Annotated in this window: 1 protein-coding gene; it reads left to right on the forward strand. The window is 77.0% G+C overall.

The features are described from left to right. Positions 1 to 235, forward strand: a 235-nt coding sequence (locus tag D471_RS40320; protein WP_040690361.1) for a hypothetical protein, incomplete at both ends; no start/stop codon positions are given.

A 235-nucleotide genomic window follows, 5' to 3' on the forward strand; every position in this document is an offset into this window, starting at 1 on the left:
CGCCCCCCTCGCCGGGGGAGGTGACGCGGTCAGCGTCCTGGCCGCCGCGCTCGGGGCGCGCGACGACGGCTCTGGACCTGGACTGTTCGACCGGACGGTGGACCTGCTGCGCGGCCGGCGGACCCTGATCGTGCTGGACAACTGCGAACACGTGGTCGCGTCCGCCGCGGACGCCGTAGCCCGCCTGTCGCGCGCGGTGCCCGGTCTGACCGTCGTGGCCACCAGCCCGGCGCCG

The organism is Nocardiopsis lucentensis DSM 44048 (assembly GCF_000341125.1).
Taxonomy (GTDB): domain Bacteria; phylum Actinomycetota; class Actinomycetes; order Streptosporangiales; family Streptosporangiaceae; genus Nocardiopsis; species Nocardiopsis lucentensis.